The organism is Streptomyces sp. NPDC052020, from assembly GCF_040680575.1.
Classification (GTDB): domain Bacteria; phylum Actinomycetota; class Actinomycetes; order Streptomycetales; family Streptomycetaceae; genus Streptomyces.
On the sequence record NZ_JBFAWY010000009.1, the window covers coordinates 171,270 to 191,402 of the forward strand.

A 20,133-nucleotide genomic window follows, 5' to 3' on the forward strand; every position below is an offset into this window, starting at 1 on the left:
AAACGGTGTCCCCCTCTTCATGAGGACACACACCAGACATGTACAAGCTCTTCTTCCGCCTGTTCTTCCAGCGGATGGACCCGGAGCGGGCCCACCACCTGGCCTTCCGCTGGATCCGTCTCACCGCCCGCATCCCCGTGCTGCGCACCTTCGCCGCCGCCGCCCTCGCGCCCCGCCACAAGGAGCTGCGCACGGAGGCGCTCGGGCTGCGCCTGCACAGCCCCTTCGGGCTCGCCGCCGGCTTCGACAAGAACGCGGTCGGCATCGACGGCATGGCGATGCTCGGCTTCGACCACGTCGAGATCGGCACGGTGACCGGGGAGCCGCAGCCCGGCAACCCCAAGAAGCGGCTGTTCCGCCTGGTCGAGGACCGGGCGCTGATCAACCGCATGGGCTTCAACAACGACGGCTCGCTGGCCGTCGCCGCCCGCCTCGCCTCCCGCAGGCCCGTCTTCAAGACGGTCGTCGGCGTCAACATCGGCAAGACCAAGGCGGTGCCCGAGGCGGAGGCCGTCGCCGACTACGTGAAGTCGGCCGAGCGGCTCGCCCCGTACGCCGACTACCTGGTGGTCAACGTCTCCTCGCCGAACACGCCGGGACTGCGGAACCTCCAGGCCGTCGACCACCTGCGCCCGCTGCTCGGCGCCGTGCGCGAGGCCGCCGACCGGGCCGTCCCCGCCCGCCGGGTCCCCCTCCTGGTGAAGATCGCGCCCGACCTCGCCGACGAGGACGTCGACGCCGTCGCCGACCTGGCCGTGGAGCTGGGCCTGGACGGCATCATCGCCACCAACACCACCATCGCGCGCGAGGGACTCGGCCTGAAGTCCGGCCCGGCCGTGGTCCAGGAGACCGGCGGCCTGTCGGGAGCGCCGCTCAAGGCCCGCTCCCTGGAGGTGCTGCGGCGCCTGTACGCGCGCGTGGGCGACCGGATCACCCTCGTGGGCGTCGGCGGCGTCGAGACCGCCGAGGACGCCTGGCAGCGCATCCTGGCCGGTGCCACGCTGGTCCAGGGCTACAGCGCCTTCATCTACGAGGGGCCCTTCTACGCTCGCGACCTCCACAAGGGCCTGGCCGCGCGGCTGCGCCAGAGCCCGTACGCCACCCTCGCCGACGCGGTCGGCGCCGATGTGAGGAATCCCGCATGACCGGCACGACGGAGCCCTTCGGCGCGCGGCTGCGCCGCGCCATGGACGAGCGCGGCCCGCTGTGCGTCGGCATCGACCCGCACGCCTCCCTGCTGGCCGAGTGGGGCCTGAACGACGACGTGGCGGGCCTGGAGCGGTTCAGCCGCACGGTCGTCGAGGCGGTGGCCGGCCGCGTCGCCGTCCTCAAGCCGCAGAGCGCCTTCTTCGAGCGCTTCGGCTCGCGCGGCGTGGCCGTCCTGGAGACGTCGGTGCGCGAGGCCCGCGAGGCCGGCGCGCTGGTCGTCATGGACGCCAAGCGCGGCGACATCGGCTCGACCATGGCCGCCTACGCCGAGTCCTTCCTGCACCCCGGCGCCCCGCTGTTCTCGGACGCGCTGACCGTCTCGCCCTACCTCGGCTACGGCTCCCTGAAGCCGGCCGTCGAGCTGGCGCGGAAGAACGGCGCGGGCCTGTTCGTGCTGGCGCTGACCTCCAACCCGGAGGGCGGCGAGGTCCAGCACGCGCTGCGGGCCGACGGGCGCAGCGTCGGGGCGGCCATGCTGGCCCACCTGGCGGCCGAGAACGCGGGGGAGGAGCCGCTCGGTTCCTTCGGCGCGGTGGTCGGCGCCACGCTCGGCGACCTCTCGTCGTACGACCTGGCCGTCAACGGCCCGCTGCTCGCGCCCGGGATCGGGGCCCAGGGGGCTACCCCGGCGGACCTGCCCCGGGTCTTCGGAGCCGCCGTCCGTAACGTGGTGCCGAACGTCAGCCGGGGTGTCCTTCGTCACGGTCCCGACGTCACGGCGCTGCGCGCGGCGGCGGACCGCTTCGCGGAGGAGATCCGGGCCGCCGTCGCCGCCGCCTGACCCTTGCGCCGGTCCCCGCGTGCCTGGCGGCGGCCCTCGGACGAGTGGACTCGGGACGGACTTGAGTCTGGATCCCTTCTCAAATCCGAGGGAATATGTCCTAAATGTCCGTCCTGACGGAGGCTGACCAGGACTTTTCCGCTGTTCTCGCTGACTCTGGCGGACTTGCCCGCTAGTCTCCGACGAGTGGGGCCACCTCCCACGCCCTCGAGGCAGTGGGGGAGAACGGGCAGGCGTGTTGCTCGTGGCTCCCCAGGTGTGGGGCGATTAGGTTCCTCACCGGTCCGTATCCGACAGTTCGACATCCGAGGTGACGTAGGCGTGGCTCTTCCGCCCCTTACCCCTGAACAGCGCGCAGCCGCGCTCGAAAAGGCCGCCGCGGCTCGCCGGGAGCGGGCCGAGGTCAAGAATCGACTCAAGCACTCCGGCGCCTCCCTGCACGAGGTCATCAAGCAGGGCCAGGAGAACGAGGTCATCGGCAAGATGAAGGTCTCCGCCCTCCTGGAGTCCCTGCCGGGCGTGGGCAAGGTCCGCGCCAAGCAGATCATGGAGCGACTCGGCATTTCCGAGAGCCGGCGCGTGCGTGGTCTCGGCTCCAACCAGATCGCCTCTCTCGAGCGCGAGTTCGGCAGCACCGGCAACTGAGTGAGGACCACTCCGGGATAGCTGGAATAATCGCTGCATGAGTGAACGTCCGCGGCTGACCGTGCTCTCCGGCCCCTCCGGGGTCGGCAAGAGCACGGTCGTCGCCCATATGCGCAAGGAACACCCCGAGGTCTGGCTGTCGGTGTCGGCGACGACCCGCAAGCCCCGCCCGGGTGAGCAGCACGGGGTCCACTACTTCTTCGTCACCGACGAGGAGATGGACAAGCTGATCGCCAACGGTGAGCTGCTGGAGTGGGCGGAATTCGCCGGCAACCGCTACGGCACGCCGCGCGCGGCCGTCCAGGAGCACCTGGAGGCCGGTGTTCCGGTCCTCCTGGAGATCGACCTGCAAGGCGCCCGCCAGGTGCGCGCGTCCATGGCCGAGGCTCAGCTCGTGTTCCTGGCCCCTCCCTCCTGGGAGGAGCTGGTGCGCAGGCTCACCGGCCGGGGCACGGAGGCGCCCGAGGTGATCGAGCGCCGTCTGCGGGCGGCCAAGGTGGAGCTGGCCGCCGAGCCGGAGTTCGACGTGACCCTGGTCAACACCTCCGTCGAGGACGTGGCGAGCGAGCTGCTAGCCTTGATGGACGTTGTGTGATCGTGACGGATCACGCTGACTGATTCTTTCCCATCCATCGGAAGGTAGAGCGTGTCCTCTTCCATCTCCGCGCCCGAGGGCATCATCAACCCGCCGATCGACGAGCTCCTCGAGGCCACCGACTCGAAGTACAGCCTCGTGATCTACGCGGCCAAGCGTGCCCGCCAGATCAACGCGTACTACTCGCAGCTCGGCGAGGGTCTCCTCGAGTACGTCGGTCCCCTCGTCGACACCCACGTCCACGAGAAGCCGCTCTCGATCGCCCTGCGCGAGATCAACGCGGGACTGCTGACCTCCGAGGCCGTCGAGGGCCCCGGTCAGTAGTATTCTCAGCCTGTAGCTGACTTTTCCACAGGCCCGGCAGCGCCACTGCCGGGCCTGTGGTGTGTCATGGGGATGTACGAGTCCGAGGTTCGGGGAGAGCGGGGAAAGACGGTGGACAAACCCAAGGTGGTCCTGGGGGTCAGCGGCGGCATCGCCGCGTACAAGGCCTGTGAGCTGCTGCGGCGGCTGACGGAGTCGGGACACGACGTCCGCGTCGTCCCCACCGCCTCGGCGCTGCACTTCGTCGGCGCCGCCACCTGGTCGGCCCTGTCCGGCCATCCCGTCTCGACCGAGGTGTGGGACGACGTCCACGAAGTGCCGCATGTGCGGATCGGGCAGCACGCCGATCTGGTCGTCGTCGCCCCGGCGACCGCCGACATGCTCGCCAAGGCGGCCCACGGCCTGGCGGACGACCTTCTCACCAACACCCTGCTCACCGCCCGCTGCCCGGTCGTCTTCGCGCCCGCCATGCACACCGAGATGTGGGAGCACCCGGCCACCCAGGAGAACGTGGCGACGCTGCGCCGCCGCGGCGCGGTGGTCGTCGAGCCGGCCGTCGGCCGCCTCACCGGCGTCGACACCGGCAAGGGGCGCTTCCCGGACCCGGTGGAGGTCTTCGAGCTGTGCCGCCGGGTGCTGGCCCGGGGGGCGACCGGGCCCGATCTCGCCGGCCGTCACGTCGTCGTCAGCGCGGGCGGCACCCGCGAGCCCCTCGACCCGGTCCGCTTCCTCGGCAACCGCTCCTCGGGCAAGCAGGGCTACGCCCTGGCGCGTACGGCCGCCGCGCGCGGCGCCCGTGTGACGCTGATCGCGGCGAACACCGCCCTGCCGGACCCGGCGGGCGTCGACGTGGTCCGGGCGGGCACGGCCGTGGAGCTGCGCGAGGCGGTGCTGCGCGCCGCGGCCGACGCCGACGCGGTGGTCATGGCCGCGGCGGTCGCGGACTTCCGCCCGGCCGTGTACGCGGCCGGGAAGATCAAGAAGAAGGACGGCCAGGACCCCGAGCCCGTCGCCCTGGTACGGAATCCGGACATCCTCGCGGAGATCGCCGCCGGCCGGCCCCGCCCCGGCCAGGTGGTCGTCGGTTTCGCCGCGGAGACGGACGACGTGCTGGCCAACGGCCGGGCGAAGCTGAAGCGGAAGGGGTGCGACCTCCTCGTGGTCAATGAGGTGGGGGAGCGCAAGACCTTCGGCGCCGAGGAGAACGAGGCGGTGGTGCTCGGCGCCGACGGAAGCGAGACCCCCGTCCGGCGCGGACCGAAGGAAGCGCTGGCCGACACCGTGTGGGACCTCGTGGCGGACCGGTTCCGCTGAGGGTCCGGGCCGTCTCGCGGCGCCCGGTCGCCGCGCATTCGGGCGTGGCGCCTCTGGCCAAGGGCGCTCGGCTTGGGCAGAATGCCAGTGCCGCAGGTCACAGAGCTCCCGAGAGGTGAGACAGGTGGGCCTGCGGCAGAGTGCGACCGATAAACTGTTCCAGGACGTCGTCGGGTGCAGCTCCCCGCGTCGTCCAACCATGATCAGCCAGCAGCCGCTGCAACCCCAGGGAGCGTTGTGTCCCGTCGCCTGTTCACCTCGGAGTCCGTGACCGAAGGTCACCCGGACAAGATCGCTGACCAGATCAGTGACACCATTCTCGACGCGCTTCTGCGCGAGGACCCGACCTCCCGGGTCGCCGTCGAAACCCTGATCACCACCGGCCTGGTGCACGTGGCCGGGGAGGTCACGACCAAGGCATACGCGGACATCCCGACGCTGGTCCGCGGCAAGATCCTGGAGATCGGCTACGACTCCTCCAAGAAGGGCTTCGACGGCGCCTCCTGCGGCGTCTCGGTCTCGATCGGCGCGCAGTCGCCGGACATCGCGCAGGGCGTCGACGCGGCCTACGAGGCCCGGGTCGAGGGCGACGACGACGAGCTGGACAAGCAGGGCGCCGGTGACCAGGGCCTGATGTTCGGCTACGCCACGGACGAGACCCCGACGCTGATGCCGCTGCCGGTCTTCCTCGCGCACCGCCTGTCCAAGCGCCTGTCCGACGTGCGCAAGAACGGCACGATCCCCTACCTGCGCCCCGACGGCAAGACGCAGGTCACCATCGAGTACGACGGTGACAAGGCCGTCCGCCTCGACACGGTCGTCGTCTCCTCCCAGCACGCGAGCGACATCGACCTGGAGTCGCTCCTCGCGCCCGACATCCGCGAGTTCGTCGTGGAGCCGGAGCTGAAGGCGCTGCTGGAGGACGGCATCAAGCTCGACACGGAGGACTACCGCCTCCTGGTCAACCCCACCGGCCGCTTCGAGATCGGCGGCCCGATGGGCGACGCCGGCCTGACCGGCCGCAAGATCATCATCGACACCTACGGCGGCATGGCCCGCCACGGCGGCGGCGCCTTCTCCGGCAAGGACCCGTCCAAGGTCGACCGCTCCGCCGCCTACGCCATGCGCTGGGTCGCCAAGAACGTCGTGGCGGCCGGGCTGGCCTCCCGCTGCGAGGTCCAGGTGGCGTACGCCATCGGCAAGGCCGAGCCGGTCGGTCTCTTCGTGGAGACCTTCGGCACCGCCCAGGTCGAGCCGGAGAAGATCGAGAAGGCGATCGACGAGGTCTTCGACCTCCGTCCGGCCGCCATCATCCGCGACCTGGACCTGCTCCGCCCGATCTACGCCCAGACCGCGGCGTACGGGCACTTCGGCCGCGAGCTGCCCGACTTCACCTGGGAGCGCACGGACCGCGTGGACGCGCTGCGCACGGCCGCGGGGCTGTAGGTCGCGAGCGGTACGACACACAGCGTCGGATGAGGCCCGGCGACCCTCTCGGGGGGCGCCGGGCCTCGGCGTGTCCGGCGCGGCGACACCGAACCCGAGCCTGCCCGGGGGCCGTGGGCCCGCCTCCCGTTGTCGGCGGGCTTTGGTAAGAATGCAAGCGTGAGCAGCGAGAACGGTCAGGCGGACGGTGGCGCCGAGGGTGCGCCGCCCGAGCAGCTCGCGCTCATCCGGGAGAGCGTGCGCCGGGCGAAGGCACCGCGGGCCAAGCCGCGCACCTGGCGGGGGGCGGCGCTCGCCAAGGAGCTGCCCGTCGCCCGGGTGCTGGTCGACAAGGGCGTGCTCCATCTCGACCGGTACTTCGACTACGCGGTCCCCGAGGAACTGGACGCCGAGGCGCAGCCCGGTGTGCGGGTGCGGGTGCGGTTCGGCGCCGGGCGGCACCGGGTCCGGGAAGGACGCCGCGAGGGCGGCGGGCTGATCGACGGTTTCCTCATCGAGCGGCGTGCCGAGTCCGACTACTCCGGTCCGCTGGCCGCGCTCGCCCAGGTCGTGTCGCCGGAGCGGGTGCTCAGCGAGGATCTGCTGGGGCTCGCGAGGGCCGTCGCCGACCGGTACGCGGGCAGTCTCGCCGATGTGTTGCAGCTCGCCGTGCCGCCGCGCAGCGCCCGGGCCGAGCGGCGGCCCTCGCCGGCGCCGCTTCCGCCGCCCGAGCCGCCCGAGCCGGGGTCCTGGACCCGGTACGAGCGGGGAGCCGCGTTCCTGGAGTCCCTGGCGGCCGGCGGCGCCCCGCGCGCCGTGTGGAACGCGCTGCCCGGGCCCCGGTGGAGCGAGGAGCTGGCGCGGGCGGTGGCGGCCACGCTCGCCTCCGGGCGCGGCGCGCTGGTCGTGCTGCCGGACGGGCGGGCGGTGGCGCGGGTGGACGCCGCGCTGACGGCGCTGCTGGGGGAGGGGCGGCACGCGGTGCTGACGGCCGACGCCGGGCCCGAGAAGCGGTACGCGCAGTGGCTGGCCGTGCGGCGGGGGTCCGTACGGGCCGTCGTGGGGACCCGCGCGGCCATGTTCGCCCCGGTGCGGGACCTGGGGCTGGTCGCCCTGTGGGACGACGGAGACGACAGCCACAGCGAACCGCACGCCCCGCAGCCCCACGCCCGCGAGGTGCTGCTGCTGCGGGCGGCCCACGACCGGTGCGGTTTCCTGCTGGGCGGCATCGCCTGCACCGTCGAGGCCGCCCAGCTCGTGGAGACCGGCTGGGCCCGGCCGCTGGTCGCCGCCCGGGAGCAGGTCCGCGCCGCCGCCCCGCTCGTACGGACGGTGGGGGACGGGGACCTGGCCCGTGACGAGGCCGCCCGGGCCGCCCGGCTGCCGACCCTGGCCTGGCAGGCCGCCAGGGAGGGCCTGCGGCACGGACCGGTGCTGGTCCAGGTGCCCCGGCGGGGTTATGTGCCGCGGATGGCGTGTGCGGCCTGCCGGGCGCCGGCCCGGTGCCGGCACTGCTCGGGGCCGCTGGAGGCGCAGGAGTCGGGCAGCGCGTTGCGCTGCGGGTGGTGCGGGCGCGAGGAGGGCGGCTGGCACTGCCCGGAGTGCGGGTCCTTCCGGCTGCGGGCGCAGGTGGTCGGGGCGCGGCGGACCGCCGAGGAACTGGGGCGGGCCTTCCCGGCCGTACCGGTGCGGACCTCGGGGCGCGAGCACGTCCTCGACACGGTGCCGGGGACGCCCGCGCTGGTGGTGAGCACGCCGGGCGCCGAGCCCGTCGCCGAGGGCGGGTACGCGGCGGCGCTGCTGCTGGACGGCTGGGCCATGCTCGCACGGCCCGATCTGCGGGCGGGGGAGGACGCGCTGCGCCGGTGGATGGCGAGTGCGGCGCTGGTCCGGCCCCAGTCGGAGGGCGGTACGGTCGTCGTGGTCGCCGAGCCGACCCTGCGGCCGGTGCAGGCGCTGGTGCGCTGGGACCCGGTCGGTCACGCCGTGCGGGAGCTGGCCGAGCGGGCCGAACTGGGCTTTCCGCCGGTGTCGCGGATGGCGGCCGTGTCGGGGACCGGCGAGGCCGTGGCCGGCTTCCTGCGTACGGTGGACCTGCCGGGCACGGCCGAGGTGCTGGGGCCGGTGCCACTGCCCCTCCCGGCCGCGGGGCGCCCGCGGCGGCCCGGAGCGCCCCCTCCGGGCGAGCACTGGGAGCGAGCGCTGATCCGCGTGCCGCCGGGCAGTGGCGCGGCGCTGGCCGGCGCGCTCAAGGCCGCCCAGGCGGCACGGATGGCGCGGGGGAACGGCGAGGCGGTGCGGGTGCGGATCGATCCGCCCGACATCGGGTGAGCGGTCCCGTCCGTACGCGCCCGCCCTCCCGGTGCGTACCGGGAGGGCGGCCGACCGGTGCGCGTCAGCCGTTGCGCGGGCCCGGGAAGGCCGTCGGCCTGGCCTCGTCGCGCAGGCCGGGGCTGCCGGCGGTCGGCTGGGTCGGCATGGAGCGCGCGGCGGGAACCGTCGGGACCGTGGGAACGCCGACGCCCACGTTGACCGCGCGGGTGCCCGACGGGTCGGACGGGCGCTCGGCCTCGGCGGTGGCGGTGGCGGTGGCGGTGACGGTCTGGGCCGGGGCGCGGCGCGAGCCGTAGCGGCGGTGCACGGCCTGCTTGGTCACTCCCAGGGCGGAGCCCACCGCGTCCCACGAGAAGCCGAGCGAGCGGTCGAAGTCCACGGCCGCCGTGACCAGCGTCTCGACACTGTCCCGCAGCTCCTGCGCGAGACGGACCGTGGGGGCGGGGGCACGCCCGTAGACGACGAAGCCCGTGGCGGGGCCGGAGCGGCGCGGGCGGTAGACGTTGCCGAGCTGGGCGGTGAGCGTGCGCAGCGCGTCCACCTGTCGGCGGACCCGCTCGATGTCGCGCACCAGAAGGTGCAGGCTGGCCCGAGCCTGGGCGTCGTGGGATGCGTGGTCGGCCATGAACAAGCCTCTCGAACCGGCGGTGAAAGAAATTCGGGCCGAGGCGGCCCGCTGTGGTCAACTCTTTCTTGACCAACGCGGATGCGCGCCGAGGGTCACGGTCCAGGGCGCGGGAGCGTGTGCGTACGCCCTCCGGGGGGATACGCGCCTCGGCCTCCGGCCTCGCTCTCCTCCCGGCCGCGCACCGACCGCGCACCGCCCCTGTCCTGCCCGGCGGGACGTGGCCTTGCCACGGGGCTCTCCCATGGGACCTGCCCTGCGGCCCTCCCACGGGACCCTCCCCCGGGGCCCCGCCGGGGCCGTCCGCCGCGGGCGGCCGTCCGGTCGTGGGCGCCGGGGCGTGCCCCATAGACTTGTGCGCTGCTCGTACACCACCCCGCCCGAGAGGCCCGTGCCCACCCATGAAGCTGGTCTTCGCCGGTACCCCCGAGGTCGCCGTTCCCGCCCTGGACGCCCTGCTCGCCTCCGGGCGGCACGAAGTGGCGGCCGTCGTCACGCGGCCCGACGCGCCGGCCGGGCGCGGGCGCAGGCTGGTCGCGTCCCCCGTGGCGGAGCGGGCCGAGGAGGCCGGGATCGAGGTGCTGAAGCCCGCCAAGCCGCGGGACCCGGAGTTCCTGGAGCGGCTGCGCGCCATCGCACCCGACTGCTGCCCCGTCGTCGCCTACGGCGCCCTGCTGCCGAAGGCCGCCCTCGACATCCCCGCCCGCGGCTGGGTCAACCTGCACTTCTCGCTGCTGCCCGCCTGGCGCGGAGCCGCGCCCGTGCAGCACGCCATCATGGCGGGGGACGAGATCACCGGCGCGTCCACGTTCCTCATCGAGGAAGGGCTCGACTCCGGACCCGTCTACGGCACCATCACCGAGACCGTCCGGCCCACCGACACCAGCGGCGACCTGCTCACCCGCCTCGCCTTCGCCGGCGCCGGGCTGCTGGCGGCGACCATGGACGGCATCGAGGACGGCACCCTGAAGGCCGTGCCGCAGCCGGCCGAGGGCGTCAGCCTCGCCCCCAAGGTCACCGTCGAGGACGCCCGCGTCGACTGGAACGCGCCCGCCCTGCGGGTCGACCGGGTCGTACGCGGCTGCACCCCCGCGCCGGGTGCCTGGACCACCTTCCGCGGCGAGCGGCTCAAGCTCATCCAGCTCGCCCTCGCCCCGGACCGCACGGAACTCGCCCCCGGCCGGCTGGCCGTCGGCAAGAACGACGTCTACGCCGGCACCGGCTCCCACGCCGTGGAACTGCTGTGGGTGCAGGCCCAGGGCAAGAAGCCGATGAAGGCGGCGGACTGGGCGCGCGGGGCGCGGATCGCCGAGGGGGAGACCCTCGGGCGGTGACCGGGGCCCGTCACCGGCCGCCGTCCGGCGACGTAGGCTGAAAAGCACCACGTCACCCCGTCACCGGAGCACCTTTTTCGTGAGCGACACCTCCCGTCGGCCCCGCAAGCCGGGCAAGCCCTACCGCCGGCCCCAGAAGGACCCCGTCCGCATCCTCGCCTTCGAGGCGCTGCGGGCGGTGGACGAGCGGGACGCCTACGCCAACCTCGTCCTGCCGCCGCTGCTGCGCAAGGCGCGCGACAAGGGCGACTTCGACGCCCGGGACGCCGCCCTGGCGACCGAGCTGGTGTACGGCACGCTGCGGCGGCAGGGGACGTACGACGCCGTCATCGCCGCCTGTGTCGACCGGCCGCTGCGGGAGGTGGACCCGCCGGTCCTCGACGTGCTCAGCCTCGGCGCGCACCAGCTCCTCGGGACGCGGATCCCGACCCACGCCGCCGTGTCGGCCACCGTGGAGCTCGCCCGCGTCGTCCTCGGCGACGGGCGGGCCAAGTTCGTCAACGCCGTGCTCCGCAAGATCGCCCAGGACGACCTCGACGGCTGGCTGGCGCGCATCGCGCCGCCCTACGACGAGGACCCCGAGGACCATCTCGCCGTCGTGCACTCGCACCCGCGCTGGATCGTCTCCGCGCTGTGGGACTCCCTCGGCGGCGGGCGGGCCGGCATCGAGCAGCTGCTGGCCGCCGACAACGAGCGGCCCGAGGTGACGCTGGTCGCCCGGCCGGGGCGGGCCACCGCCGAGGAACTGCTGGGCGAGGAGGCCGCCGTGCCGGGGCGCTGGTCGCCGCATGCGGTACGGCTGACCGAGGGCGGCGAGCCCGGCGCCGTGCCGGCCGTGCGGGAGGGCCGGGCGGGCGTGCAGGACGAGGGCAGCCAGCTCGTCGCGCTGGCGCTGGCGGGCGCGCCCGTGGAGGGTTCCGACCGGTTCTGGCTGGACGGGTGCGCGGGGCCCGGCGGCAAGGCCGCGCTGCTGGGCGCGCTCGCCGCCGAGCGGGGCGCCGTGCTGCTGGCCTCCGAGAAGCAGCCGCACCGGGCGGGGCTGGTGGCCCGGGCCCTGGACGGCAACCCGGGCCCGTACCAGGTGATCGCCGCCGACGGGACCAGGCCGGCGTGGCGGCCCGGCACCTTCGACCGGGTGCTGGTGGACGTGCCGTGCACCGGGCTGGGCGCCCTGCGCCGCAGGCCCGAGGCGCGGTGGCGGCGCCGCCCCGAGGACCTGGAGTCCTTCGCGCCGCTCCAGCGGGGGCTGCTGCGGACGGCCCTGGAGTCGGTGCGGGTCGGCGGGGTGGTCGGGTACGCGACCTGCTCGCCGCATCTGGCCGAGACCCGGGCCGTCGTCGCCGACGTGCTCAAGCAGCACCCCGGGGCCGAACTCCTCGACGCGCGTCCGCTGCTGCCCGGCGTGCCGGAGCTGGGCGAGGGGCCCGACGTCCAGCTGTGGCCGCATCTGCACGGGACCGACGCGATGTACCTGGCGCTGGTGCGGCGGACCGGCTGACGCCCGCCCGCACGGCCCCGCGGGCGGCGGGGCCCGGCGAGCCGCGTGCCGGGCGCTCGTCACCCCGCCCGCGCCGGGCGGCGGAGGCGGCGGCCCCGCCGCGGCCGGCCCCGGGCGGGCCGCCGGGCGGCCGCCTTCCGCGGGCGCGGTGCGGGCCGGGCCGGCCGTATCCGGACCGGCGCGACCCTTCGCGGCCGGGCATGGCAGGCTTGGGGCATGGCCGTGCAGATCAACCCCAGCATCCTGTCCGCCGACTTCGCCCGCCTCGCGGACGAGGCCAAGGCGGTGGAGGGAGCCGACTGGCTCCACGTCGACGTGATGGACAACCACTTCGTCCCCAATCTCACGCTCGGCGTGCCGGTCGTGGAGTCCCTGGCCCGGGCGACGGACACCCCGCTGGACTGCCACCTGATGATCGAGGCGCCGGACCGGTGGGCGCCGCAGTACGTGGAGGCGGGCGCCGGTTCCGTCACCTTCCACGTCGAGGCCGCCGCGGCTCCGGTGCGGCTGGCCCGGGAGATCCGGGCCAAGGGCGCCCGCGCCTCCATGGCGCTCAAGCCCGCCACGCCGATCGAGCCGTACGAGGACCTGCTGCCCGAGCTCGACATGCTGCTGATCATGACGGTCGAGCCGGGCTTCGGCGGGCAGGCGTTCCTCGACATCATGCTGCCCAAGATCCGGCGCACCCGGCAGCTCATCGACAAGCACGGCCTGGAGCTGTGGCTCCAGGTCGACGGGGGCGTCTCGGCCGCCACCATCGAACGGTGCGCCGACGCGGGTGCCGACGTCTTCGTCGCCGGCTCCGCCGTCTACGGGGCGTCCGACCCGGCCGAAGCGGTACGCGCACTGCGCACGCGGGCCGAGTCGGCCACCGCCGACGCGTCCTGGGCGTGCGACCACTGAGAGACCAGAACGTGAACGGCTGCCAGCAGGGCTGATCAACCGCGCCGGATCTGCGAGGATGAACGGCGAATCCAGAGTGTGAACAGCAGTGAGGAGATCGCCGTGTCGGGTATGTCGGCGGGCCGGTCAGCCATGCGGATGGGACCCGCTGAGCTGGTGCAGGCGGCGGCCATGGCCCGCCGCTTCTACCTCGAGGGCAAATCCAAGATCCAGATCGCCGAGGAGTTCGGCGTCAGCCGCTTCAAGGTGGCCCGGGTCCTGGAGACCGCCCTCGAACGGGACCTCGTACGCATCGAGATCCGCGTGCCGGCCGAGCTGGACGCGGAGCGCTCGGACGCGCTCCGCGCCCGCTACGGGCTCCGGCACGCCGTCGTGGTGGAATCCCCGGCCGACGCCGAGGAGACGCCCGACCCCGAGAACCTCGGCGAAGTCGCCGCCGACCTGCTCGGCGAACTCGTCAACGAGGGCGACGTGCTGGGGCTGGCCTGGGGCCGGTCCACCATCCACATGGCGGCGGCGCTCGACCGGCTGCCGCCGTGCACGGTGGTGCAGCTGACGGGCGTGTACGACGCCGGGACCGCCGAGCGCGGCTCGGTGGAGGCGGTGCGCCGGGCCGCCCAGGTGTCGGGCGGCGACGCCCACCCCATCTACGCGCCGATGCTGCTGCCGGACGCGGCCACCGCCCAGGCGCTGCGCCACCAGACCGGGATCGCCCGGGCCTTCGAGTACTTCGACAAGGTCACGGTCGCCTGCGTCTCGATCGGCTCCTGGGAGCCCGGGATCTCGACGGTGCACGACATGCTCAGCGACGAGGAGCGCGCGCACTACGCCTCGCTCGGCGTCGCCGCCGAGATGTCCGCGCACCTCTTCGACACCGAGGGGCGCCGGGTCGGGCGGGACCTGGGGGAGCGGTGCATCACGGTCAAGGCCGACCAGCTCCGCCGTATCCCGGAGGTGGTCGCCATCGCGGGCGGGCAGCGCAAGGCGGCGGCCATCGACGCGGTGCTGCGCTCCGGGCTGGTCACCAGCCTGGTGACGGACACCTCGGCCGCGGACTACCTGATGACGGCCGGGCCGACGCCGCGGCCGGCGCTGAACCGGGCCGACCCGGACGGACCGTGACCCAGGCCGTGGCCTTCGGAGGCTGCGAGGGGCGCGACGTGGAGGGGCGGCCGCCTCGGCGCGAGCGCGGCTGCCACCGCGGGTACACGGCGGCCACGCCGGGCTCGCCCGACCGGGGGTCCGGCGGACCGTGACCGGCCGGGCCGGCGAGACGTACCGCGCCGACGACCACTACGACCCCTTCACGAATACGACTCGACTCCTTCAGGGCGGTACCGAGATGACACAAGACCCGGCGGGCCGGACCGTGGTCACGATCGACCTCGACGGGGTCACGGACAAGGCGGGGCTCATGGACCGCTGCGCCCGGGCCCTGGACCTGCCCGAGTGGTTCGGCCGCAACTGGGACGCCCTCGCCGACGTCCTCTCCGACCACTCGCTGTGGCCCGAGCACGCCGTGGAGCGGGGCCTGCTGGTCGTCGTACGGGGCTGGGGGGAGTACGCGCGGGCGCGGCCGGAGGAGTGGGAGGTCGCCGAGGAGGTCTTCGCGGAGGCGACGGACCGCGCCGCGGGGCTCTTCGTGTCCCTGGGATGACGGCGGATCTTGGAGCTTCCTCCAAGGGGGTCGGCGGCCAGCCTGGATGTTTCGCCGGGGCCTGGCTGGGGGCCCCTCATGGGAGAATGAAGTACGTGCTCTTTCCCCCTGGCTGACCTGTCCGGGGGCCACCTCTGAACCACCGGGATGTGCAGCACGTGCGTTTTCTCAACGACATCCAGCCCTCGTACGACCTGACGTACGACGACGTCTTCATGGTGCCGAGCCGGTCCGCGGTCGGCTCGCGGCAGGGTGTTGACCTCAGTTCTCCGGACGGCACGGGCACCACCATCCCGCTCGTCGTCGCCAACATGACGGCCATCGCGGGGCGCCGCATGGCCGAGACCGTGGCCCGGCGCGGCGGCCTGGTCGTCATTCCGCAGGACATCCCGATCGACGTCGTCACCGACGTCGTCTCCTGGGTCAAGAGCCGCCACCTCGTCCTGGACACCCCGATCGTGCTGGCCCCGCACCAGACGGTCGCCGACGCCCTCGCGCTGCTGCCCAAGCGGGCGCACAACGCCGGTGTCGTCGTCGACGAGAACCACAAGCCGGTCGGCGTCGTCACCGACACCGACCTGTCCGGCGTCGACCGCTTCACCCAGCTCGAAGTGGTCATGTCCCGCGACCTGCTGCTGATCGACGCGGACATGGACCCGCGCGAGGCGTTCAACACCCTCGACGCCGCCAACCGCCGCTACGCCCCCGCCGTCGACGCGGACGGCAGGCTCGCCGGCATCCTGACCCGCAAGGGCGCCCTGCGGGCCACCCTCTACACGCCGGCCACCGACGCCCGGGGCCGGCTGCGCATCGCCGCGGCCGTCGGCATCAACGGCGACGTCGCGGGCAAGGCCCAGCAACTGCTGGAGGCGGGCGTGGACACGCTCGTCATCGACACCGCGCACGGCCACCAGGAGTCGATGATCAGCGCCCTGAAGCTGGTGCGCGACCTCGACCCGCAGGTCCCCATCGCCGCGGGCAACGTCGTCGCCGCCGCGGGCGTGCGGGATCTGATCGAGGCGGGCGCGGACATCGTCAAGGTCGGCGTCGGCCCCGGCGCCATGTGCACCACCCGGATGATGACCGGCGTCGGCCGCCCGCAGTTCTCCGCCGTCCTGGAGTGCGCCGCCGAGGCGAAGAAGTACGGCAAGCACGTGTGGGCCGACGGCGGCGTCCGCCACCCGCGCGACGTGGCCATGGCCCTCGCGGCCGGCGCGTCCAACGTGATGATCGGCTCCTGGTTCGCGGGCACCTACGAGTCGCCGGGCGACCTCCACGAGGACGCCGGCGGCCGCCTGTACAAGGAGTCGTTCGGCATGGCCTCCGCGCGCGCCGTGCGCAACCGCACCTCGGAGGAGTCGGCGTACGACCGCGCCCGCAAGGGGCTGTTCGAGGAGGGCATCTCCACCTCCCGGATGTTCCTCGACCCGGCCCGCCCCGGCGTCGAGGACCTGATCGACTCGATCATCGCGGGCGTCCGCTCCTCCTGCACCTACGCCGGTGCCGCCTCCCTGGAGGAGTTCGCGGAGAAGGCCATCGTCGGCATCCAGAGCGCCGCCGGCTACGCCGAGGGCAAGCCGCTGCACGCCAGCTGGAACTGACCGCGCGCACGCCGTCGCACGGCCCCCGGCGAAAGCCGGGGGCCGTCGGCGTGTCCGGGCCCGGCCGCCGCAGCGGACGTCCCCGGGGGCGGCGGCCGGGCGGCCCCCGGGGAGGCCGCGGCCCGCGAGGCCGGCTCCTACGGCCGTCAGGTCACCGTCCGCGCGGCCCGCGAGGCCGGTGCCTCCTGGGCGCGGACCGGGGCCGTGCCGGGCACCGGCGAACAGCCGCCCGGAAGGCGCGCACGCGCTGGACCGGCGCCCAGGAAGCGGCCCCCGGGGCAGCCCGGCGAGACCGGCTTCGACGCGGCGGACGCGGGCCAAGGCGCGGGCGGTCGCGGCCGCTCGCGGGCGGTCGGGGAAGAGCCGGACGGGCGCTGACCAGCGGTCGGGCGCAACGGTCGACAGCCCCCGCGCAACGAAGACACGCCCGGGCCCGGCGAACGCAACGATCGTGCGGAGACGCGCAAGGTTGCTGCATTACAGGGGCAACGCCGCCCTCGTAGTGTTCTGCGCTGTACGTGGCGAGACGGGGACCCCGCTCGGCGGGTCCCGGCCGTCTCCGGGACGCCGCCGGTCCCCGCCGCCTCAGCACCCATCCGCCGCATGAGACCGGCAGCGACCGGCAGCGACAAAGGAGTCAGCGCGTGCTCGACCAAGGCGCACCCCCGCCCCCTCCCTCTCCGGCCGGCCCCTCCTCCCCGGGGGTCGTAGGGCGCCTGATGCGTCGCAAGCCCGTGGAACGCCTGGTCGCGGAGGGCGGCCAGGGAGAGGGCGGCGCCCTGCGCCGCTCCCTCGGGCTGTGGCAGCTGACCATGATCAGCATCGGTGCCACCCTCGGCACCGGCATCTTCGTCGTCCTCGGCGAAGCCGTCCCCAAGGCCGGTCCCGCGGTCACCCTCTCCTTCGTCATCGCCGGCTTCACGGCACTCTTCTCCGCCTTGTCCTACGCCGAACTGGCGGGCACCATCCCCGTCGCCGGGTCCTCGTACTCGTACGCGTACGCAACGATGGGCGAGCTGGTCGCCTGGGTCTGCGGCTGGTGCCTGGTGCTGGAGTACGGCGTGTCGGTCGCCGCGGTCGCGGTCGGCTGGGGCGAGTACCTCAACGAGATGCTCGACGGGACGATCGGCGTCACCATCCCGGCGGCGCTGTCCGCGCCGCCCGGCGACGGCGGCGTCTTCAACCTGCCGGCGCTGATCGTCGTCCTGCTCGCCATGGCGTTCCTGCTGGGCGGGGCCCGCGAGTCCGCCCGCGCCAACACCGTCATGGTCGTCGTCAAGATCGCCGCGCTGGTGCTGTTCTGCGCCGTCGGCCTCACGGGCTTCCGCTCCGGCAACTACGAGAACTTCATGCCGCTCGGCATGGCCGGCGTCAGCGCGGCCGGGGCGACGCTCTTCTTCTCGTACATCGGCTTCGACGCCGCCTCCACCGCCGGTGAGGAGGCCAGAAACGCCCAGCGCGACCTGCCCCGCGCCATCATGCTGTCGCTGGTCATCGTGACGGCGCTGTACGTCCTCGTCGCCGCCGTCGCCCTCGGCGCCAAGCCCTGGCAGCGGTTCGACGGCACCGAGGCCGCGCTCGCCCAGATCATGAACGAGGTGACCGGGCAGACCTTCTGGGGCACCCTGCTCGCCTTCTGCGCCGTCGTCGCCATCGCCAGCGTCGTCCTGACCGTGCTGTACGGCCAGACCCGTGTGCTGTTCGCCATGTCCCGCGACGGGCTCGTGCCCAAGGTGTTCTCCAGGGTCCACCCGAAGACCGGCGCGCCCCGCGCCAACACCCTGATCGTCTCCCTCTTCTGCGGTGTCCTGGCCGCCGCCATCCCGCTCGGCCAGCTCGCCGACGCCACCAGCATCGGCACCCTGTTCGCGTTCGCCCTGGTCAACGTGGCCGTCGTGGTGCTGCGCCGGACCCGCCCGGAGATGCCCCGCACCTTCCGCGTGCCGCTCTCACCGGTGCTGCCGGCGCTCGGCTTCGCCTTCTGCGTATGGATGATGGGCAGCCTGTCCACCGTCACCTGGGTGGTCTTCGGTGTCTGGATGGCCGTCGGGCTCGTGTTCTACTTCGTATACGGCTACCGCCGTTCCCGACTCGCACCATCAGAAGTGAAGTGAACCACCCGCAGTGCTGAACGATCTCGACGAACGCATCGTGCACGCCCTCGCCGAGGACGCCCGCCGCTCCTACGCGGACATCGGGCAACTGGTCGGCCTGTCCGCGCCCGCCGTCAAACGGCGGGTGGACCGGCTGCGCGCCACCGGCGCCATCACCGGATTCACCGTCCGGGTCGACCCCTCCGCCCTCGGCTGGGAGACCGAGGGGTTCGTCGAGATCCACTGCCGCCGCAACACCTCGCCGGAGACCATCCAGCGGGGCCTGGAGCGCTACCAGGAGGTCGTGGCCGCGTCCACCGTCACCGGGGACGCGGACGCGATCGCCCAGGTCTTCGCCTCCGACATGCGGCACTTCGAACGGGTCCTGGAACGGATCGCCGGGGAGCCGTTCGTGGAGCGGACCAAGTCCGTGCTGGTGCTCTCGCCGCTGCTGCGCCGCTACTCGTCGGGGTCGCCCGCCTGACCCGCCCGGGCGGTCCGCCCGGGTCCGCCCGCCCCGCCGCGGCGTCCCGCCCGGCCGCTGCGGCATCGCTGTCCCACCCGGCGGCGTCGACGGCCGGCGCCCGCCTCCGGGGGCGCCCCGGCACCACCGGCCGCGCGCCCCTGACGCCGGGGGCCGGCCCGGGCGCCGCACCGCGCACCCTGCCGGACGGCCGCTGCGGCCCCCGGTACGCCACCTTCCCCGCGCCCTGACCCCGCCGGGATGCGGTGCCCCCGCGGGCCGGCGCCGGGGCCGCGCCCCGCGGGAAAGCCGGGCCCCGGCCGGGGATGCGCAACGAATCACCGCCCACCCGGCGGCGGACGCAACGAACCGCTCGGTGGCGCGCAACGGCCCCTCCTTGTCCGGCCGACCCGCCGACCGTACCGTCTATCTGGCCCCCGACCCCCGCCCCACCTGGTGAGGAACACGCATGCGCACCGCCCTGCTCCAGAGCTCCGGCCGTCCCGGCTCCACCGTCGAGAACCTGAAGGTCCTCGACGAGGCCGCGGGCCGTGCCGCAGCCTCGGGCGCCGGGCTGCTCGCCGCCGCGGAGATGTTCCTGACCGGGTACGCGATCGGTGACGACATCGCCCGGCTCGCCGAGCCCGCCGACGGCGACGCCGCCGACGCGGTCGCGGAGATCGCCGGCCGCCACGGTCTCGCCATCGCCTACGGCTACCCCGAGCGGGCCGGCGAGAGCGTCTACAACTCCGTCCAGCTGATCTCCGCCGACGGCACCCGCCTGGCCAACTACCGCAAGACCCACCTCTTCGGCTGCTTCGAGCGCGACCACTTCACCCCGGGCGACCAGCCGGTCGTCCAGGCCGAGCTCGGCGGGCTGACGGTCGGCCTGATGATCTGCTACGACGTGGAGTTCCCGGAGAACGTCCGCGCCCACGCCCTGGCCGGCACCGACCTGCTGCTGGTGCCGACCGCGCAGATGCACCCGTTCCAGTTCGTCGCCGAGTCGCTGGTGCCGGTACGGGCCTTCGAGAACCAGATGTACGTGGCGTACGTCAACCGGGTCGGCCGGGAAGGCGAGTTCGAGTTCGTCGGGCTGTCCGTACTCGCCGGACCGGACGGGGTCGCCCGCACCCGGGCCGGCCGCGCCGAGGAACTGGTCGTCGCCGACGCCGACCCGGCCTTCCTCGCCGCCTCCCGCGAGGCCAACCCCTATCTCCGGGACCGCCGTCCGGGCCTGTACGGCTCCCTCACCTGAGCCGCGCCCCCCCCGCCTTCCCCTCCCTCAAGCGTTCCTCCCCCGCACCCCCCTCAGCTTTCCGCGCAAGGAGT

The 20,133-nt window shown here is 73.9% G+C and carries 18 protein-coding genes; 17 read left to right on the forward strand and 1 reads right to left on the reverse strand.

Annotation, left to right across the window (positions count from 1 at the left end; translation table 11 throughout):
- The first annotated feature begins 38 nt into the window (after positions 1-38).
- The 8 genes from AB0L74_RS12255 (at position 39) to AB0L74_RS12290 (ending at position 8,624) form a co-directional block, all read left to right on the forward strand.
- The gene (locus AB0L74_RS12255; RefSeq protein WP_365649311.1) at positions 39-1,145 is read left to right on the forward strand and encodes a quinone-dependent dihydroorotate dehydrogenase; all 1,107 of its coding nucleotides are present in this window, start codon (positions 39-41) and stop codon (positions 1,143-1,145) included.
- Positions 1,142-1,990 (forward strand): orotidine-5'-phosphate decarboxylase, encoded by an 849-nt coding sequence (gene pyrF, locus AB0L74_RS12260; protein ID WP_365649314.1) that lies wholly within the window; start codon positions 1,142-1,144, stop codon positions 1,988-1,990. The genes AB0L74_RS12255 and pyrF overlap by 4 nt, the downstream gene beginning before the upstream one ends.
- Positions 1,991-2,311: 321 nt before the next feature.
- Positions 2,312-2,635: an integration host factor gene (locus tag AB0L74_RS12265; protein ID WP_029383821.1), complete on the forward strand. Its 324-nt coding sequence runs from the start codon at positions 2,312-2,314 to the stop codon at positions 2,633-2,635.
- 37 nt (positions 2,636-2,672) lie between these two features.
- Positions 2,673-3,230: a guanylate kinase gene (gene gmk, locus AB0L74_RS12270; RefSeq protein ID WP_365649317.1), complete on the forward strand. Its 558-nt coding sequence runs from the start codon at positions 2,673-2,675 to the stop codon at positions 3,228-3,230.
- Positions 3,231-3,281: 51 nt separating this feature from the next.
- On the forward strand, positions 3,282-3,554 hold the full coding sequence (gene rpoZ / locus AB0L74_RS12275) for a DNA-directed RNA polymerase subunit omega (protein WP_004933985.1): 273 nt from the start codon (positions 3,282-3,284) through the stop codon (positions 3,552-3,554).
- Between the two features lie 111 nt (positions 3,555-3,665).
- Positions 3,666-4,868, forward strand: coding sequence for a bifunctional phosphopantothenoylcysteine decarboxylase/phosphopantothenate--cysteine ligase CoaBC (gene coaBC / locus AB0L74_RS12280; RefSeq protein ID WP_365649320.1), 1,203 nt, complete (start codon positions 3,666-3,668; stop codon positions 4,866-4,868).
- A 237-nt stretch (positions 4,869-5,105) separates the two neighbouring features.
- Positions 5,106-6,314, forward strand: a complete 1,209-nt coding sequence (gene metK / locus AB0L74_RS12285) for a methionine adenosyltransferase (protein WP_365649322.1) — start codon at positions 5,106-5,108, stop codon at positions 6,312-6,314.
- Between the two features lie 159 nt (positions 6,315-6,473).
- Positions 6,474-8,624: a primosomal protein N' gene (locus AB0L74_RS12290; protein WP_365649325.1), complete on the forward strand. Its 2,151-nt coding sequence runs from the start codon at positions 6,474-6,476 to the stop codon at positions 8,622-8,624.
- Between the two features lie 64 nt (positions 8,625-8,688).
- Here the strand turns inward: AB0L74_RS12290 and AB0L74_RS12295 are convergent, their stop codons facing one another.
- Positions 8,689-9,252, reverse strand: coding sequence for a hypothetical protein (locus AB0L74_RS12295; protein WP_365649328.1), 564 nt, complete (start codon positions 9,250-9,252; stop codon positions 8,689-8,691).
- A gap of 401 nt (positions 9,253-9,653) precedes the next feature.
- Here AB0L74_RS12295 and fmt point away from each other — a divergent pair, with 401 nt between their 5' ends.
- The 9 genes from fmt (at position 9,654) to AB0L74_RS12340 (ending at position 20,059) form a co-directional block, all read left to right on the forward strand.
- Positions 9,654-10,586: a methionyl-tRNA formyltransferase gene (fmt, locus tag AB0L74_RS12300; RefSeq protein WP_365649331.1), complete on the forward strand. Its 933-nt coding sequence runs from the start codon at positions 9,654-9,656 to the stop codon at positions 10,584-10,586.
- 79 nt (positions 10,587-10,665) lie between these two features.
- Positions 10,666-12,084, forward strand: a complete 1,419-nt coding sequence (locus AB0L74_RS12305) for a transcription antitermination factor NusB (RefSeq protein ID WP_365649334.1) — start codon at positions 10,666-10,668, stop codon at positions 12,082-12,084.
- Positions 12,085-12,300: 216 nt separating this feature from the next.
- Positions 12,301-12,987 carry a ribulose-phosphate 3-epimerase gene (gene rpe, locus AB0L74_RS12310; RefSeq protein ID WP_365649337.1) on the forward strand — a complete coding sequence of 229 codons (687 nt, stop codon included), beginning with the start codon at positions 12,301-12,303 and terminating at the stop codon, positions 12,985-12,987.
- A gap of 78 nt (positions 12,988-13,065) precedes the next feature.
- Positions 13,066-14,109 carry a sugar-binding domain-containing protein gene (locus AB0L74_RS12315; protein WP_365649340.1) on the forward strand — a complete coding sequence of 348 codons (1,044 nt, stop codon included), beginning with the start codon at positions 13,066-13,068 and terminating at the stop codon, positions 14,107-14,109.
- A gap of 220 nt (positions 14,110-14,329) precedes the next feature.
- The gene (locus tag AB0L74_RS12320) at positions 14,330-14,644 is read left to right on the forward strand and encodes a barstar family protein (RefSeq protein WP_365649539.1); all 315 of its coding nucleotides are present in this window, start codon (positions 14,330-14,332) and stop codon (positions 14,642-14,644) included.
- A gap of 158 nt (positions 14,645-14,802) precedes the next feature.
- Positions 14,803-16,245: a GuaB1 family IMP dehydrogenase-related protein gene (locus AB0L74_RS12325; RefSeq protein ID WP_365649342.1), complete on the forward strand. Its 1,443-nt coding sequence runs from the start codon at positions 14,803-14,805 to the stop codon at positions 16,243-16,245.
- Between the two features lie 644 nt (positions 16,246-16,889).
- Entirely contained in the window at positions 16,890-18,359 is a 1,470-nt protein-coding gene (locus AB0L74_RS12330; protein ID WP_365649345.1) for an amino acid permease, read from the forward strand.
- Positions 18,360-18,369: 10 nt separating this feature from the next.
- Entirely contained in the window at positions 18,370-18,822 is a 453-nt protein-coding gene (locus tag AB0L74_RS12335; protein WP_365649348.1) for an Lrp/AsnC family transcriptional regulator, read from the forward strand.
- Positions 18,823-19,270: 448 nt separating this feature from the next.
- Positions 19,271-20,059 carry a carbon-nitrogen hydrolase family protein gene (locus AB0L74_RS12340; RefSeq protein ID WP_365649351.1) on the forward strand — a complete coding sequence of 263 codons (789 nt, stop codon included), beginning with the start codon at positions 19,271-19,273 and terminating at the stop codon, positions 20,057-20,059.
- Positions 20,060-20,133: the final 74 nt, after the last annotated feature.